Origin of the sequence: Pseudomonas fluorescens (assembly GCF_012974785.1) — a bacterium.
Taxonomy (GTDB): domain Bacteria; phylum Pseudomonadota; class Gammaproteobacteria; order Pseudomonadales; family Pseudomonadaceae; genus Aquipseudomonas; species Aquipseudomonas fluorescens_BT.
The window spans coordinates 3,206,216-3,222,652 of the sequence record NZ_CP027561.1 but is presented as its reverse complement, the minus strand read 5'-3'; the positions used below and the strand labels follow the sequence as shown (position 1 = coordinate 3,222,652).

General features: G+C 55.5%; 12 protein-coding genes. 8 read left to right on the top strand and 4 right to left on the bottom strand.

Annotation, left to right across the window (positions count from 1 at the left end; genetic code table 11):
• Positions 1–228 precede the first annotated feature (228 nt).
• The 4 genes from C6Y56_RS14330 to C6Y56_RS14315 all read left to right on the top strand — a co-directional run bounded on the left by C6Y56_RS14330 (position 229) and on the right by C6Y56_RS14315 (position 5,220).
• The gene (locus C6Y56_RS14330) at positions 229–819 is read left to right on the top strand and encodes a fimbrial protein (protein WP_234205282.1); all 591 of its coding nucleotides are present in this window, start codon (positions 229–231) and stop codon (positions 817–819) included.
• Positions 820–870: 51 nt separating this feature from the next.
• A complete protein-coding gene (locus C6Y56_RS14325; RefSeq protein ID WP_169430440.1) occupies positions 871–1,590 on the top strand; it encodes a fimbrial biogenesis chaperone in 720 nt (239 codons plus the stop codon).
• Between the two features lie 205 nt (positions 1,591–1,795).
• Positions 1,796–4,240, top strand: a complete 2,445-nt coding sequence (locus C6Y56_RS14320; protein WP_169432646.1) for a fimbria/pilus outer membrane usher protein — start codon at positions 1,796–1,798, stop codon at positions 4,238–4,240.
• Positions 4,237–5,220: a fimbrial protein gene (locus tag C6Y56_RS14315; RefSeq protein ID WP_169430439.1), complete on the top strand. Its 984-nt coding sequence runs from the start codon at positions 4,237–4,239 to the stop codon at positions 5,218–5,220. The genes C6Y56_RS14320 and C6Y56_RS14315 overlap by 4 nt, the downstream gene beginning before the upstream one ends.
• 47 nt (positions 5,221–5,267) lie before the next feature.
• Here the strand turns inward: C6Y56_RS14315 and C6Y56_RS14310 are convergent, their stop codons facing one another.
• The 4 genes from C6Y56_RS14310 to C6Y56_RS14295 all read right to left on the bottom strand — a co-directional run bounded on the left by C6Y56_RS14310 (position 5,268) and on the right by C6Y56_RS14295 (position 12,098).
• The gene (locus C6Y56_RS14310; RefSeq protein ID WP_169430438.1) at positions 5,268–6,101 is read right to left on the bottom strand and encodes an EAL domain-containing protein; all 834 of its coding nucleotides are present in this window, start codon (positions 6,099–6,101) and stop codon (positions 5,268–5,270) included.
• 110 nt (positions 6,102–6,211) lie between these two features.
• On the bottom strand, positions 6,212–9,406 hold the full coding sequence (locus C6Y56_RS14305) for an ATP-binding protein (RefSeq protein WP_169430437.1): 3,195 nt from the start codon (positions 9,404–9,406) through the stop codon (positions 6,212–6,214).
• A 10-nt stretch (positions 9,407–9,416) separates the two neighbouring features.
• Positions 9,417–10,034, bottom strand: a complete 618-nt coding sequence (locus C6Y56_RS14300; protein WP_169430436.1) for a response regulator — start codon at positions 10,032–10,034, stop codon at positions 9,417–9,419.
• A 687-nt stretch (positions 10,035–10,721) separates the two neighbouring features.
• Positions 10,722–12,098, bottom strand: coding sequence for a PLP-dependent aminotransferase family protein (locus C6Y56_RS14295; protein WP_169430435.1), 1,377 nt, complete (start codon positions 12,096–12,098; stop codon positions 10,722–10,724).
• Positions 12,099–12,232: 134 nt separating this feature from the next.
• On the opposite strand from C6Y56_RS14295, the gene C6Y56_RS14290 reads away from it, so the two are divergent.
• The 4 genes from C6Y56_RS14290 to C6Y56_RS14275 all read left to right on the top strand — a co-directional run bounded on the left by C6Y56_RS14290 (position 12,233) and on the right by C6Y56_RS14275 (position 16,393).
• On the top strand, positions 12,233–13,519 hold the full coding sequence (locus C6Y56_RS14290; RefSeq protein WP_169430434.1) for a hydroxymethylglutaryl-CoA reductase, degradative: 1,287 nt from the start codon (positions 12,233–12,235) through the stop codon (positions 13,517–13,519).
• 2 nt (positions 13,520–13,521) lie between these two features.
• Positions 13,522–14,439 carry a hydroxymethylglutaryl-CoA lyase gene (locus tag C6Y56_RS14285; RefSeq protein ID WP_212633384.1) on the top strand — a complete coding sequence of 306 codons (918 nt, stop codon included), beginning with the start codon at positions 13,522–13,524 and terminating at the stop codon, positions 14,437–14,439.
• Between the two features lie 89 nt (positions 14,440–14,528).
• Entirely contained in the window at positions 14,529–15,011 is a 483-nt protein-coding gene (locus C6Y56_RS14280; RefSeq protein WP_169430433.1) for a hypothetical protein, read from the top strand.
• Positions 15,011–16,393, top strand: coding sequence for a tripartite tricarboxylate transporter permease (locus tag C6Y56_RS14275; RefSeq protein WP_169430432.1), 1,383 nt, complete (start codon positions 15,011–15,013; stop codon positions 16,391–16,393). The genes C6Y56_RS14280 and C6Y56_RS14275 overlap by 1 nt, the downstream gene beginning before the upstream one ends.
• The last annotated feature ends 44 nt before the right edge of the window (positions 16,394–16,437 follow it).

The following is a 16,437-nucleotide window of genomic DNA, read 5'->3' as shown; positions in this document are numbered from 1 at the left end:
ATGGGGGCAAGCAATGGGAGATTTGCGAAGCTGTGCATCAGATAATCGGTGAGTTTGTGGGTAGTCGAACCCAGGTAATAAGCAAACACCACATCTGCATTCAAGAATTCTCCCCCCACCACACAAGATTTTTCTTATTCCTATCCCCTGCCCTGATTCCTAGAATTTCCTCGCGCTGCATCACGGCGCTATTTGCCTGATCTAACACTGCAAGGAAGTTTTATCTCCATGAAAGCAATTAAGTTTCTGATGCTGTCCACGGCTGTGTGCGCCATGACCGGCACGGCGATGGCGGCTGACGGCACCATCAATTTCACCGGCGAAATCGTCGCGGCGTCATGCATCGCGTCAGCCGGCGCCGGTTCCACGGTGGGCGGTGGTGCTGGTCAGCAGATCGTTGACGTGAATCTCGGCAAGGTCAGCATGGACGCCATCAACGGTGCGGGCGAAGGCAACATCGCAGCCGGTACTGCCATCAACCTCAACCTGGACTGCGGCAACACCGCCGCCGGCCTGACCACCGTCAAGTTTGGCTTCGACCCGATGTCCGGCTCCGGTGTCGATCCAAAAAACAACAGCCTGCTGAAGATTACAGGCAGTGCCGAGGGCGTGGGAATCGGCATGTTCGACGACAACAACCAACTGATCAACATGTCCGGCAACGAAACGTACTCCGCCCCATTGACGGTCCAAGGTGAAGGTAAGGACGCTAAGTATTCCGCCGATTTGCGCATGCGGGCCTCTTATGTGGCCAACGGTGCCGAACTCAAGCCAGGTACTGCCAACGGCACTCTGCCTTTCACCCTGACGTACGAGTAAATCGTCCAAAAAAGAGGGGCTTACACGCCCCTCGTTTTCTGCGAGTCGCTGATGAATACCGGTAATTTCGTTCGTATCTGTCTTTTACTAACACTTTCGATGCTGTCCGATGCTTCCGACGCGGGCATTCAAGTGGGCGGCACGAGGATCATCTTTCCGGCGTCCAGTCATGAAGCCTCGCTTCAGGTTCGAAATGAAGGCAACGATGACATCATGATCCAGTCCTGGATCGAGGCTGGTCCAGGTCAGGCCGATCATGAGATTCCGTTTGCAATCACTCCGTCACTTGCGCGCCTGGGCCACCGTAAGCAACAGACGTTGCGGATTTTCTACCAGGGCAAAGGGCTGCCGGAGGACCGAGAATCGGTGGTTTGGGTAAGCGTGCAGGAAATCCCTCAAGTCAGCAGTTCCGAGAACAGCCTGCAAGTGGCTTTTCGTCAGCGCCTGAAGCTGTTCTACCGCCCCAACGGGTTACCAGGGAACGCAGAAGAGGCCGCCGGAGCTTTGAAGTGGAACATTCTGAGAACCGCCGGCCAAGCCGTATTGCTGGCGACCAATGACTCAGCCTTTCATGTTTCTTTCGCGAAAATGAGCGTGACGATCGGCGAAAAAGAATACCCACTGGAGCCCGCCATGATCGGTCCACGAGGTTCCCAGAAAATGGCCATCAAAGGATTACCTGCCTCACTGGGCGGGGATGCCCGGGTCGTTTGGGAATCGATCAATGACTACGGCGCACTTATCGAGCACACGGCTTCGATCAAGTTCTGACGCTGCTCCCCTCTCCCGCTTCACCCTCGTTTCATCCGCGCACGTCTTGGGATATGCATCCCAGGATTCCTCGTGCACAGGAAGTAGTGTTTTGACGGAAGTTTGGCCTTATTCCATGCAAATCAGAAAATACAACAGGAAGTCTCGGAAGAAGCGCGCCCAAAAACGCTCAGGCAAGTATCTCTCCTGCCTGGCCGCCGCGAGCATGTTAAGTGCCTCGGCGGCATCCGCCACACAATTCAACCCGATGTTCCTCAAGGACAAGGGAGCCAAGGTCGACTTGCGGTTCTTCGAACAATCCAATGGTGTCGTACCGGGCGACTACAGTGTCGACGTATATCTGAACCAACGCCTGGAACGACGCCAGGACATTTCCTTTATGGCCGACGAAGACACGCCCAATGCTGATGCACGGCCGATCCTGAAATTCGGCATGCTGCGCGAAATGGGCGTGGACGTTGAGCGGCTGCAGAAAGAAGGCATTGTTTCCGAGCACGTTACGGACGACGAATCGGTCAATGTGCTGCGTATCGAGGGGGCGACGGTGGAGATGGATGTCTCCCAACTGGCTCTCTACATCAGCGTACCGCAGGCTTACATCAAGCGCCGCTCACGCGGCTACGTCGATCCGTCTCTGTGGGACGAGGGAATTACCGCCGCCTTCAGTAACTACCAACTGAACTTCAATCGCAACAATGGTGGCGGTTTCAAAAACGATTACGGCTACTTGGGTTTGCGCAACGGGTTCAACATCGGTCAATGGCGCCTGCGTAACAATTCGTCGTTCAGTCAGAGCACTGGAGCATCACGCACCTTTTCCAGCAACCGTACCTATCTGGAACACGACGTTACCTCACTCAAGAGCCGCTTTGCAGTCGGGCAGCTCTATACCAATGGGGACATCTTCGACAGCAGTCGTTTTCGCGGGATTCAGCTCGGTTCGGACATCGGCATGCTGCCCGATGACGAGTCGGGTTATGCGCCCGTTGTACGCGGCATTGCCGAGACGCATGCCACTGTTGAAGTGCGCCAGAACGGCTACGTCATCTATTCCACGACGGTCTCCCCTGGTGCCTTTGAGATTCACGACATCTATCCGGGTGGCTCCAACGGTGACCTTGAGGTGACGATCATCGAGTCCGATGGTCGCGAGCGCAAGTATACGCAAGCCTATTCCTATCTGCCGGTCATGGTGAGGCGAGGCACGTTCCAGTACAGCCTGTCGTTGGGCAAGTACAACAACGAAGGAATGAAGTCACCTCACTTGATGCAGGGCACGGCGGTCTATGGCGCCACCGACAACCTGACGACCTACGGAGGCTTGCTCGCCGCCGAAGATTACAACGCTTTCAACTTTGGTCTTGGCCTCAACACCGGCCTGGGCGGGATGTCCTTGGACATCACCAATAGTCAGTCTCAACCGGCTCACGGCGAGGCGAGTACCGGCCAGAGTGTACGTTTTCTCTATTCAAAGACACTTAACAGCACCAATACGACCTTCACCATGGTGGGCTACCGCTACTCCACTTCGGGTTATCGCACGCTTAGCGAGCATATCCAAGAGATGAGCGAAGTTGATCAGCAGAACTTCATCAGCAGTCGCCCCAAGAGTCGACTGGACCTGAACATCAATCAGAACATCGGAGGTCACGGTTCAGTGTTTGTCAGCGCGGGAGAGACCAGTTACTGGAATCGCGCCGGCAGCACACAGCGCCTGCAATTGGGTTACAGCGGTAACGTCGGTGAAGTCACTTACAGCATCACCGCTTCGCACACACAGGATGGGGGACGTTCGCATGAATCAGACAATCAGCTCGCTCTGTCGGTGAGCTTTCCTTTTGGATCGCGCTCTCGGTCGCAGCGCGTGTACAGCAATTTCACCCGCTCGGGCAAAAGCGACGACAGCCTTCAGACCGGGGTTTCGGGGTATCTCGACGATAACGGCCGGCTCTCGTACTCCGCCCAGGCCGACGTCTACGGCGATCAACGTTCACGCAGTATCGGTATTGGGTGGGATGCGCCAATGGCCAAGGTTGCCGGCAACTACGGTATGTCTGGTTCTGCACGTCATATGGATCTGTCTGCATCGGGGTCGGTCGTTGCTCACAGCGGCGGCGTCACCTTTGGCCAACCGGTGGGAGAAACCTTTGCGCTGGTGGAGGTGCCGGGAGTCAAGGGCGCCAGTATCAACGGTGCCGCGTCGCATACAGACAGTGCCGGATACGCCATCGAGAGTTACGTTCAGCCCTATCGCTACAACGATCTTGACCTGGACACCCAGACTCTGGGCACTGACGTTGAGGTCACCGAAACCTCAGCCCGCGTCGTGCCGCGCCGTGGGGCTGTGGTAAAAGCGCATTTCGATGCTTCGTCCGGCCGGCGCGTGCAGATCGACCTGGTCCTCCATGACGGGAAAAAGCTGCCGTTTGGCGCCCAGGTAGAAGACGAAGGCGGCAAATTACTGGCCGTGGTCGACAACCAGTCCCGTGCCCTGGTCTTCGGCATCAAAAATGAAGGCTGGCTGAAAGTTAAGTGGGCTGACGGTGTCTGCTCGGCTCCCTATCGACTTCCCCCTCAAAACATTGCGTTGACTTATGACCAGATGAATGTCATCTGCGGTCAGCAGGCTGATCAAGGAGTGAAAAGTTGAAGTTTGCATTACATATCGTTGTAGCATTTTTATCCATAGTAGCCAGTACTGTCGCCACTGCAGACAACACAGCTGGGTGCTGGTGGGCACCACAAACGACAAATCAAAGGAAATTTTACTTCAGTTTAGCTATGACTCCTAAGACGCTGAATCTCGCGCCCATTGGTCAGCGCATGAGTTATCAAGCATTTAACTTGCAAAATTTGAACAGCAGTATTGACTTCAAGTGCCCAGCAAAAATAAACCCCATTCATTATAACTATACAGTAGACGCGCCTTTGGAGGATGGTTACGACGATGTCTATCGAACTAATCTACCCGGCATTGGAATTCGGCTTGTAGATTTTAGATTGAAAAAGTCTCTACCTTTTGAACTTAGCTACATCAATGCTGCGAGACAGGTCGGTAGGTTACCAGATCCTTTACATGTAGAACTCGTACGTACAGCCCGTGACATCAAGAAAGGCGACCTCAACTTAAACATTAAAATACATGCTCAAGTTGAAGACTGGGACGCGGCAGAAATAGAAATTGTTGGCCAGGTAGAGGTTATTTCCAGTAAATATTTCTCAGGATGCACCGGTGAAAAACGTCAGGACATCCCACTTGGCAGAGTAGCTATTCCACTTCTCGAACAGCAGACGCCCCGTACAGTAGGCTTGAGCGTACTGTGCAGTGGCCTTCTCCCGGGATCGAATTTGCCCGTGAAAGTATATTTTGAAGGTAATAACGAAGGCGCCGGAATGCTCAACTTGACCCCCGGGGGAGCAGAAGGCATTGGTGTCGCCCTCACCACCCCTGCGGGAATAAAACTTCCGTTTAGTAAATGGGCCGGGTTACCTATGCAATGGATAAAAAGTGAAGAAGATGGCGAGCGTTATACGTTCGAGTTCAATGCAAAATATGCGCGTAAAGGCAGCGCCAAGATAACACCCGGCAGAGCCGATGCGGTTTTGAATTACATCCTCGACTACAACTGATTGGATGATGTTTACAAGTCGGGCACCGATCGCTCGACCGGCGTTGATCAGGCGGCAAAGTCACGGCTCGATGACGAAAGCCAGCCGGACAGGCATTCAACAGGCATCGGACGGGCGCAAAGATATCCCTGTCCGATCCTTACCCCCATCTGCGCAAGGCACAAACGCTGTTCTTGCGTTTCAATGCCTTCAACAACCAGCCGCATACCCAGCTCACGTGCCAACAGGACAGTGGCGCGGGCGACGCTTTGATGCTGCGAGGAACGAAGAACCTCCCGCGTAAACTCGCCGGCCAGCTTGATTTCGTCAAACGGCAGTTGGCACAGACGATACAACGAGGAGTGCCCCGTACCGTAATCATCGAGTGACAAACGAACCCCAAGCTGACGAAGGCGGAGGATGTTCTGCGCGCATCGCGCGCTCGCGATTGCCGGGCCGTCCTCCGTAATCTCGAAAGTCACCAGCGACAACGACATTGGATGTTGTTGCAAACGTGCGATCAAAGCACTGACCCACGTTTCGTTCGCCAACTGATTAAGGCTGAGATTGAATGCAAAACCCAATACGTGGCCCTGATTACGCAACTCGACCTGAGCGGCCAAACCTTGATCCAGCAGCGCGAACAACAAGTCGTCGAGCAGGCCTTCGCGAGCCATCGTCGAGATGAACGCCGCGGGCGTCAGCATCCCGCATTCGGGATGCTGCCAGCGCGCAAGGACTTCCACCGAAAGAATGGCGTTGCTGACAATATCGAATTTCGGCTGTACAAATGCCCCGAATTCCCCTTTTTGCAATCCTCTGCGGATCTCGTCTGCATCGGGAGCAACCGTACGGTGTGGTTCATCATGGGTAGGTCTTGGAGGGGAGAATACTGTGAACATGTGCAAGAGAACCTGGCTCAAATCATTCGCAAAGGGTATGCGAGTCATCGCCCACGTCCTCTAAGACGCGTCTTGAATTCTACCAAGACAAATCTGTTCCTCAGCTCACCTCAATGGGGTTGCAGCGACTGACTTATGCTCTCGAGAGATTCGAGAAGCGTCTGCCCTGCCTCGAGCAGTTCCTGAGTGATTGCTCTCGCCGAAAGTTCTTCCATCTCGACACAGCGCTCCAGAAGTACCTGATGATTGAGCAGATAAGCCGTACCTTTCAGCTTGTGGGCGATGTTTTGAATCGCAAGTGTGTCTCCACTATCCAGCGCCTCACGCAGCGCAATACTTTCCCTCTGATTGCTCCTGCACACCTCCTCGGCCATCCTGGTACGAATATCCTGGGTCCAGGATGTCCCGTCCGGCACGGGTGATTGATCGTTTCCAAATTTGGGAATCATTTGGTTGAGTACTGCCAGGTTCGTCGGCTTGGCTAGCGTGTAGTCCATTCCGGCGTCGGTGCAGGCCTGCTGCACTGACCGCTGCGCATCGGCGGTGAGACCAATGATCAGGCACGGTTTGATTCCTTTGCCCTGCTCCATCCGGCGCAAGGCGCGGGTCATTTCAAGACCGTCCATTTCCGGCATGTTGCAGTCAGTAATCACGATGTCGACATCATGCTCGCTCCATACCGCAAGCCCTTCCAAGCCATTGTTCGCGGTAAGCGGACGATGCCCCAAATAACTTATCTGCTGGACGAGCAAATATTGACTCGGCAGGTGATCCTCGACGATCAGGACCGTAAACAGCTCCTCAGTTTTCCGTGCAGCTCCCTTGCCCTCCTCATGCGTTGCCGCAGAATCGACCACCCTGTTCAGGTCGAGCGAAAAGCTCATGCGAGTACCAGTGCCCAGTTCGCTTTGCACTTGCAGAGTGCTCTGCATCAATTGGCAGAGCGCCTGACTGATTGCCAGCCCCAACCCAGCTCCGGAATTGGAATCGCTGGTCGCACCATCGACCAGGTAGAACGGCTTTAAAACTTGATCCAGATGAGCCGGTGGTATACCCATCCCGGTGTCACTGACTGTGATCTGAAAACTCAAGATGGAGTCTCCAACCGAGTGCACCGAGCAAGAAAGATCGACATTCCCGAGTTCGGTAAACTTAATAGCGTTACTCAGCAGATTTGAAACGATCTGTTTGACCTTAACTGCATCCATCCACACTTGCTCTGCGGCAAGCGAGTCAAGATTGAGTGTCAGGTTCAACCGCTTTTGCCTTGCAAGTCCGGAGAAAACATTGCCTACCGACTCCAGCACATCTTTCATTCGGGCCGGCTCGGGCGTCAGGGTAAGTTTGCCTGATTCGATACGCGATATATCTAGAATATCGCCGATCAGGGCAAGCAAACCGATTGCCGATTCATAGGCGATGTGCACCGACTGTTGATTTAGATCGATATTGCTCTTGCGTGTCAGTACCAGCTCCAGCATGCCGATAATGGCATTGAGCGGCGTACGGATTTCATGGCTCATGGTCGCAAGAAACACCGTTTTGGCTCGACTGGCCCGATCTGCTGACTCTTTGGCGATTTGCAATTCATCGAGCAGCAACTGACGCTGTTGGAGATCCTGCCGCTTGCGCAGGATGCGCCGACGCTGAGCAAAAATCAGCAGGCCTGCTACAAGCAGCAGCCCCGCTAGAACCTCCAGAGAACGCCAGAAGCTCGACCTCAGCCCCTCCCAATATCGGTCATCTGTCGCAGAGTTGGCGCGCCATCGACCGATGATCTGCAGGTTCTTCCTAGGCGTGATATCCAGCATCGCCTTATTAAGAATAGAGATGAAAAGCGCTTGATCCCGAGGTGCCGCAAATACGATTCGTGCCCCGGATCCATTGACGACACCTCCAACTCTCAAGCTGTTTTCATATTTATAGGAGAGGTAGTAACGCGCTACGTGCGCCGGAGCCAAAACTCTGTCGGCGTCACCGTCACGTACCAGTTTAAAGGCCTCACCTATGGTGTCAGTCTGCTTAAAAACCAGGTTCGGGTATTGGCTGCCGAGCATACTCAGGTCAGCATAACCTTTGGCGACTGCAACGATAACCTGGCTTTGCGAGTCCAGGTTTGCCGACGCATCCTCCTGCCTCTCTACGAACAGATAGGGTGCAAAAGTCAGCGGACGAGTATGAAGAAATCTGGACGAATCCGCAGATGATTCGGGTAGAACACTTAGAATCGTAGCCCCATGCCCCAGTTGAGCCGCAGCCTCGCTGATCGAACTGACACGATGGATAGTGAAACGAATCCCGGCTTTGCGCCGGATAATGTCCAGCACGTCCGACGCGATACCATTGAAGCGCCCGCGGCTGTTAAAAAATGCGTAGGGGGCAAGATCCTCGCTGACAACCAGATGCACATCTGAAGAGCGATCTAGCCATTCACGTTCAGCCATGGAGAGCTGATCGCGAAACTCGCTGAAGTTGCAATCCTCAGTATCTCCCCAGAGGTGCTGGGCCTTGATGATCTCGCAGCGGGTAAGTCCGCCCAGTGCTCGATCAAGTATGCCTTGCAGCATATCGTTGCCCGGTTTAAGTCCGAAACCGACGTCCACTTCCGAAAGCTTCGCGCTCTGGTTGACTACCAATTGGCTACTGAATATTTGGCTCGAGAGGTAATGAGTGGACAGCGTATCCCCGAGAAAAACCTGGTTCTCCCCTGTTAGAACCGACGACATCGCCAACAATGCCGATGGGTAATGTTGAAACTGTCCGCGCCCCCCTACACTCTGGAAGAGTTCCAGCATCTTGCCGTTGGCGACTGCAATCTGAGTCTGCCCATCGTCAGCACTATATTCATGCAAATCCCCGGCCTCGGAAAACAGCGCCAGCTCTGTCACGACATAGGGTGAGCTGAGACTCATGCCCTGATTCTGCGCCATCAACCGAGTGACGTTGCTGACCATGTCGATGGTGCCGTCACGCAAGGCGCCATACATGGCAGCACGCGTTTCAAAAGAGCGCAATTGAACTGCCACACCCAGCTCTCGTTGCAGCGCCACCAAATAATCGGCCATCAGGCCTTCGAATTTCTGATTCTCTTCGAAGATGCGATAAGGCGGCAGCGGATCTTCAAAAACGCCGACCACCAACAGTCCTTTCTGCGCAAGCCACTGCCTTTCCCTCTGAGAAAGCTGGACTTTAAGATCGTCAAGAGGTTGTCGGGCGATTGGGCTCAGGTCTCGGGCGTACGACGGACTGCCGTAGCTGAATATCAAAAAAAGCACAAACGACAGGGTTAGCAGGCAGATTTTCATCGTAAGGTGATCAAATGACGTGATGCCTGCGGGCAATGTCTGCCAGCTCAACTACCGATGCAACACCAAGTTTGCTCTGGATATTGACCTTATGCCCACTGACGGTTTTATTGCTCAAGCTGAGACGGCTGGCGATATCACTATTGGAAAGCCCCTCGGCCAGCAACTTGAAAATCTGTAATTCCCTATCGGTAAGATCTTCGAGATCCGCCGTCGCATCGACGCTGCCAGGCAGAGGCATGGCGTCCTTCGGAAAAAAAATGTACCCGTCGGCAATGGTCTCGATGGCCTTGACCAGCTTGCTTATCGGTTCGTTTTTACTGACAAAGCCACTGGCCCCGGCTTGCAGGCAGCGTGATGCATAGTTCTCTTTTGCCTGTGAAGTAAACACCAGTACCCTAGTATTCAGCTTATCCCGCCTGATGCGTTTGAGTACGCTCAAACCATCGAGCTTTTCCAGACCGATATCCAGTATGACAATGTCCGGCGTCAGCGACTCGATCATGCGTATGGCATCTACGCCGTCGGCAGTCTCCCCCACGGACTCGAATCCGATTGTGGCCAAAGCTGAGCGGATCGCGTGGCAAATCAACGGATGATCATCAACGATCAGGACTTTTTTGCTCATGTCGTCACCATAATTTGTAGGACGTGCCTCCTCTCCATGTGATGAAAATGCAGGACTCATAAGCAATATTTTCATCAAATATGTGTGTAGCTGGCTAGCTCGGCCGGTCCGCTTTTTTTCACTTTCCGAAAAACGGTACATGATATCTTCGGATTTGAACCACCACATACACGCCTTTGGAACGCCATGCATTTCGAGAACATACCCGGCTCCAGGCAAGATTTTTCTTGTGCACAACCCTCAACCCATTACATAGGCTTTTGCTTTTTTGGAGACACTGCGATACAGAGAACTCAAGAGAGAGTCGTCATGATAAGTAAGCGGCCACAAAGCGTTCACTCGCACCACTCCGTTTTTGCAACTACCCGTTCGGGGCGAAGATTTGCAAGAGGTTTGAAGCCCGCTCGCAACCCGTAACCCTCGCACTGCGGCACTCTAATATCTATGTCAGTCGCCCCCCCTTCACTTCAGGTCTTTACGCTTCAGAGTATTTGACGTCGTTCCTTTTCCGCTCAGTTCAAAAGCAAGACCGCAGCTCTTGTGCTCGATGAAGGCTGTAGCCATATAGAGTCAAGATTCATATTCACTCAGCTTCGGTCGACTTTCAGAAAGCCAGATTCCTAAAGGCATGCTGTTCTCCCAGAGCGTTTAGTAACGGAGTCAACAGCACATTCGAGTTGTCTCTGGTCAGCCCAATTCCCGAATGATCTTGCAGAACTCCGGGTCATCAAGGTATGCCACGTTCAGACGGGTCCAGGGCACTGCCTTTTTGGGTTGGGTCGCAAAAATCGCCCCGGGTGCCAGCATCACTCCTTGGGCCAGACAGAGCCGGGTCAGGACAATGGCGTCCTCGATATGCGGAAAACGTGCCCACAAATACAGACTTTGTTCGGGACGGCAAAAAACCTCGGCACCCAGTTCGTCAAGTAACGCCAAGCCACGAGCAGTGGCTTGGCGCAGACGATCCTGCAAGCGCGACAAGTGCCGCAGGAACTGGCCTTCGCTAAGGATCACGTCGATGGTCCGTTCACTGTACTCGGCGCCGCTGTTGTGCAGGATCATCTTGATATCGGCCAATTCTTCTACCCGTTGTTTGCTACCGGCGATAAACCCCACCCGCAGCGCGGCCGAAACTGATTTGGAAAAGCTGCCCAGGTACAACGTTCGGTTGAGTTGGTCGAGGGCCGACAGCTTAATCGCTGAACTGGGCTTGAAGTCAGCCATGGAGTCGTTTTCCACCAGCAGCAGGTCGTAAGTCTCGGCGATCCGTAGCAACTGATGCGCCTTGGCCGGTGACAGGTCTGAGCCCGTGGGGTTATGGCCGATGGACTGAAGGAAGAACAGTTTGGGTCGATTGGCCTTGAGCAACTGTTCCAGCACCTCCAGATTCGGTCCGTCGGGCTCACGAGGTACACCTAGCATCATCGCGCCCTGAAGTTGCAATTTGCCGAACAGCGGATAGTAACCGGGGTCTTCCACCAATACCGTATCGCCCGGATTGATGTAGCGGCGGATGATCAGGTCCATGGCATGGTTGGCCCCCAGGGTCGTGACCAGTTGGCGGGGAGAGACCGGGATGTTGTAGTCCGCCAGTTTTTGTACCAGCCGTGCTCGCAGCCCAGCGTTGCCCAGGCGCGTGCCGTAGCGGAACAAGGTGTTGACTCCGGCCCGTACCACCTGCCGATGAAATTTGTCCAAACGCATGTCCATAAGCCATTCAACCGGCGGGAAACCCTCCCCCAGAGGCGAATGTCCAGGGTCGCGCAGGAACTGCTGGCGCATCATCCAGATCGTGTCCAGCGCTCGGTTGTAAGGGAGGCTGTCGTCTTCTTCAAGCGTGTGTGCCAGGCGTTTGATAACGAAAAAACCCTGGCCGTGGCGGGCTTCCACCAGCCCCTCAGCGGATAAGTGCTCGTAGGCGGTGATTACGGTGTTTTTCGAATGACCATGCAGGCGCATGTATTCCCGTAGCGATGGCAGCTTCTCGCCGGCCTTCAACGCGCCGTCGGTGATTTGCTGGGCGATGGCTCCGGCTACTTGTTGCGCAAGGGTTTGGCGCGCCATGGCAAATTTCCTTATGGACTTTTTGTAATGGGTACAGTCGCTGAACTGTCTGAGAAAACTGTACCTTCTTTCAAGGCGACAGATGGGGCAATTTGGCGTCATCCAATAACAAACGACTCCCAGAGGAGCCCTTGATGCCTATCGATTCCCGCTTGCCCAATTTTCGCAGCCTTTCTCCCGACCAGCGTCTTAAATACCTCCAGCAACTGTTGGGGCTCAGCGCCAAAGACGGCGACTTGCTTCGCGGCACCGGTGCTCTGCCTCTGGAGATTGCCGATGGCATGATCGAAAACGTGATCGGCACCTTTGAGCTGCCCTACGCCGTAGCCAGTAACTTTCAGATCAACGGGCGCGACGTGGTTATTCCGCTGGTGGTGGAAGAGCCCTCAATCGTCGCTGCTGCGTCTTTCATGGCCAAGCTGACTCGGCACGCTGGGGGATTCCAGACGTCCAGCAGTGCGCCGCTGATGCGTGCGCAAGTACAGATCGTCGGTATCAGTGACCCGTTAAATGCACGCCTGTGCTTATTGCGTAACAAGGAACAGATCATCGCCCAGGCCAACAGCAAGGACCAATTACTGATCAGTTTGGGCGGCGGTTGCCGTGACATCGAGGTGCACACCTTTGCCGACAGTCCGCGCGGGCCGATGCTGGTAGTCCACCTGATTGTCGATGTCCGCGATGCCATGGGAGCCAACACCGTCAACACCATGGCCGAAGCGGTGGCGCCGCTGATGGAGACCCTGACCGGCGGTAAAGTGCGCCTGCGTATTCTGTCCAATCTGGCGGACCTGCGCCTGGCCCGGGCGCAACTGCGTATCGCCCCGGAGCACCTGGCGACTGCCGAGTACAGCGGTGAGGAAGTCATCGAGGGCATCATCGATGCCTACACCTTTGCGGTCATCGACCCATACCGTGCGGCGACGCATAACAAGGGCATCATGAACGGCATCGATCCGCTGGTAGTTGCCACCGGCAATGATTGGCGCGCCGTGGAGGCTGGCGCCCATGCTTACGCCTGCCGCAACGGTCACTATGGTTCGCTCACCACCTGGGAAAAGGACAGCGCCGGGAACCTGGTCGGCACCCTTGAAATGCCGATGCCGTTGGGGCTGGTGGGCGGAGCGACCAAGACCCATCCACTGGCGCAATTGTCGCTGCACATTCTTGGTGTGAAAACCGCCCAGGAACTGGGCGAGATCGCAGTTGCAGTGGGCCTGGCGCAAAACCTCGGCGCTCTTCGGGCGTTGGCCACAGAAGGCATTCAGCGCGGGCACATGGCGCTGCATGCACGCAATGTCGCGCTGTCGGCGGGCGCTCGTGGCGATGAGCTCGATTGGTTAGTCAAGTGCATGGTCGAGAGTCGCGACGTACGTGCCGACCGCGCCAAGGCCTTGCTGCTTGAAAAGCGCGGGTCGTAAGCGTGGACGCCGTGCGATTGGTGGAAGTGGGGCCACGTGATGGTTTGCAGAACGAAGTCCGCAGCCTGCCGGTGGACACACGGGTAGCGCTAGTGGAACGGTTGGTCGCTGCCGGTTTGCGAACCCTCGAGGTTGGTGCTTTTGTCTCGGCGCGCTGGGTGCCGCAAATGGCGGGTACCGATCAGGTGCTGCGCCGGCTCGGCCAGCGACCCGGGGTGACATACAGCGCCCTGGTGCCCAACCTGCAAGGCCTGGATGCAGCGCTGGCGGTGGGTTGCCAGGAGGTAGCAGTGTTCGCCGCAGCTTCAGAAATGTTTTCCCAGAGGAATATCAATTGCTCTATTGATCAAAGCCTGGCGCGCTTCCGCCCAGTACTGGCCAAGGCCCGCAAGGCGGGTGTCGCGGTGCGGGGCTACGTGTCTTGTATACATGGTTGCCCCTTCAGTGGCGATGTCAGCATCAGCCAAGTGGTACGGGTGGCAGCGGCACTTTATGAGATGGGCTGTTATGAAATCAGTCTCGGCGACACCATCGGCGTTGGCACGCCGCGAGCGACCGCTCGGTTGATAGCCGCCTGTGCCAAAGAGATACCGGTCGTTACGCTGGCCGGACATTTCCACGACACATACGGCATGGCCGTGGCGAATGTTCATGCTGCGCTGGAGGCTGGGGTTCGGGTGTTCGACAGTTCAGTATCCGGCCTGGGCGGCTGTCCTTATTCACCAGGGGCGACCGGAAATGTGGCAACCGAAGAACTGGTGTATTTGCTGGAACGCCAAGGCATAAAAACCGGTGTCGACCTTGAGCAACTGATCGAAGTGGGCGTGTTCATCGATCGCCAACTGCAGCGCAGCGGTGGATCACGCGTGGCCAAGGCGATGCTCACCCGTCAGGCATTAACCAGACCAAACGTGACATGAAGCCGTATACGGCCGGCATCTGCGGCACGGCCGGCCATGCTTTACCAGCCTCAACAAAAACAACAAGCCCGCAAGGGCCGGAGGGCACCATGAAGCATTCTCTTTCACCGCCTGCAAAGCAAAACCTCTACGAGGTATGGGGCGACACTGTCGATAGCCGACACTTGGCAGGTGCCATCGGCATCGGTGCGGTTGTCAGCCTGGGTGCCTACTGCATCGCGCACCACTTGCTGCATCCTATTGTCGAGTCAGCACAGATGGCCAAGACATACGCCATGCTTGTGGGCGTATTCGGTTGCCTGTTAGCCGGCGCGATCTGTGCCAGATTGTTTGTGCCCAAACGCGATGTGCAGGAGCACGCCGCCGATCCTGCTTTTCGCGAGCAAGTGGTGGTTGATCTGCTCAAGGAGTACGGCAGCCTCGGTCGGCTTGAAGACTTGTCCGCCGAAGTGATCGCAGAACTGCGTGAGCTGGGACTGTATGACCTGCTCCGTGAGGCCCAGGCGCGGGAAGAAAATACGCATCGACTGGCAACCCACAGTACCTCCAGTCTGAGTGGAGGGCGTGGCTGATGGAAATGCTCATGCATGAAGTGATGATGGCGTTTGCTCTAGGCTTGTTGGGCGCCGTGGTTTTTTCCGCTATCGGCCTGGTCTCGGGCACAGACGAAACCTCGACCCTCGCCCCCCTGACGATGCTGGTGGTGTTACTTGGCGCACCGCCTGCCGGGGTCTTGACCTTCTTCCTCGCCGGCGCGGTTGCCAAGCATATGACCCACGCAGTGCCCACAGCTTTGTTGGGAATTCCCGGTGATACAGTGGCCACCGCCTTGCTGGGCGACGCAAACTACTTGCGCAAACTCGGCGTGCCACATATCGCCCTGCGCAAAATGATCACTGGTGGCGCCGTGGCCGCGCTGATCGCGGTGCCACTGTCGGTTCTGTTCGCGGTATTACTGGCGCCGTTTGGTGAGGTGATCAAGCAATTCGCGCCTTGGGTGTTCCTCTGCGCGGCGCTGGCTATCGCTTACTTCTCGGCGGGGCGCTGGGCCTCCGTACTCGCGCTGATACCGTTTGTCATGGTAATTGTCGCCTTGCAGGTCTTGACCGGCCACTACGGGGTGAAGTTGTCAGTTAGCTATTTCCTTGGTATTGCCGTGGCGCCGCTGATTGTTTCGCTGTTTTCCCTGTTGGCACCGGCTGAGCGCGAGCGCATGCGCCGCAGTGAATACCGGTTTTTTTCCCTGGCGCCGGACGTTAAGGGTTGGAAAGGTTACTTTCCCAATCCGCTCAAGGTCATCAACCCGCGTCAGATGAAGATCACGGCCATGGCGGCAAGTGTGTCGAGCGCGACCTTCGTGTTCAGCCCGGTAGCAATGACCGTGATCATGGGCGAAGTGATTGGTGCGCGAATCAAGCAGGCATACGACCGCCTGACAACGGTCATCACCGCGCGAAATGGTGTCACTGAGTCTACCTACATCGCCGAAACGCTGATCCCGCTGATCGCCTTCGGGTTGCCCTTGAGTCCGGTGGCTGCTGGCCCTGCAGCGCCGCTGTTCAACGCACCGCCACGCTTTTGGGTGGACAACGCCACCGGCGAAGTCAACAACCTGCACAATCTGCTCAGCACCATGGATTTTCTTGGTTACGGCATGCTTGCAGTGGTCGTGGCGATTCTCGTGGCCTATCCGTTCACTATGAATTTTGCCCACGGCGCCGCGGCTTTCGTGGTGCGCAATATCAGTCATGAAGCAGTGATCTCGACCTTTATCGGCCTGGTGCTCGTGATTGGCATATGGGAGGGAGGTTTGCTGGGCCTATTGGTGATTGTCACGGTGGGTTTGCTCGGCGGTTTCCTTGCGCGCTTCCTCGGCTTCAACACCGGTGTGCAGTTCATGGGGTATTACACGGCGGTCCTTAGCGTTCCGGCGATCATTGCGCTCGTGGGCTAGTTCCGCCCACATAAAACATCCAAGACGTTTTCCCCGCAGATAGC

Coding starts and splice junctions, on each gene's coding strand:
- C6Y56_RS14330 (WP_234205282.1), top strand. CDS start 229: ATGAAAGCAATTAAGTTTCTGATGCTGTCCACGGCTGTGTGCGCCATG.
- C6Y56_RS14325 (WP_169430440.1), top strand. CDS start 871: ATGAATACCGGTAATTTCGTTCGTATCTGTCTTTTACTAACACTTTCG.
- C6Y56_RS14320 (WP_169432646.1), top strand. CDS start 1,796: ATGTTAAGTGCCTCGGCGGCATCCGCCACACAATTCAACCCGATGTTC.
- C6Y56_RS14310 (WP_169430438.1), bottom strand. CDS start 6,101: ATGTTCACAGTATTCTCCCCTCCAAGACCTACCCATGATGAACCACAC.
- C6Y56_RS14305 (WP_169430437.1), bottom strand. CDS start 9,406: ATGAAAATCTGCCTGCTAACCCTGTCGTTTGTGCTTTTTTTGATATTC.
- C6Y56_RS14300 (WP_169430436.1), bottom strand. CDS start 10,034: ATGAGCAAAAAAGTCCTGATCGTTGATGATCATCCGTTGATTTGCCAC.
- C6Y56_RS14295 (WP_169430435.1), bottom strand. CDS start 12,098: ATGGCGCGCCAAACCCTTGCGCAACAAGTAGCCGGAGCCATCGCCCAG.
- C6Y56_RS14290 (WP_169430434.1), top strand. CDS start 12,233: ATGCCTATCGATTCCCGCTTGCCCAATTTTCGCAGCCTTTCTCCCGAC.
- C6Y56_RS14280 (WP_169430433.1), top strand. CDS start 14,529: ATGAAGCATTCTCTTTCACCGCCTGCAAAGCAAAACCTCTACGAGGTA.
- C6Y56_RS14275 (WP_169430432.1), top strand. CDS start 15,011: ATGGAAATGCTCATGCATGAAGTGATGATGGCGTTTGCTCTAGGCTTG.